The 399-nt window shown below is 67.9% G+C and carries 1 pseudogene; it reads right to left on the bottom strand.

Annotation, left to right across the window (positions count from 1 at the left end):
• Positions 1-399 (bottom strand): annotated as a pseudogene (locus tag RM779_RS33450) (polyketide synthase); the annotation flags it as partial.

The following is a 399-nucleotide window of genomic DNA, read 5'->3' as shown; positions in this document are numbered from 1 at the left end:
GCCACGCCACCTCCTCACGCAGCAACCGCACATCCCCCGACGACCAGTCCACATGCGGCGACGGCTCATCCACATGCAACGTCCGCGGCAACACCCCATGCCGCAACGCCTGCACCATCTTGATCACGCCACCCACACCCGCAGCCGCTTGCGCATGCCCGATGTTCGACTTCAACGAGCCGAGCCACAGCGGTTGTTCGGCCGCACGCTCCTGGCCATACGTCGCCAGCAGCGCCTCGGCCTCGATCGGATCGCCCAGCGTCGTCCCGGTACCGTGCGCCTCCACCACATCCACCTCGGCCGCCGAAACACCCGCATTCGCCAACGCCGCCCGAATCACCCGCTGCTGCGCCGGACCGTTCGGCGCCGTCAGCCCATTGCTCGCACCGTCCTGATTCA

Source organism: Streptomyces johnsoniae (genome assembly GCF_031845565.1).
Taxonomy (GTDB): Bacteria; Actinomycetota; Actinomycetes; order Streptomycetales; family Streptomycetaceae; genus Streptomyces; species Streptomyces johnsoniae.
The sequence above is the reverse complement of the archived record's forward strand: the minus strand, read 5'-3'. Positions and strand labels throughout refer to the sequence as shown.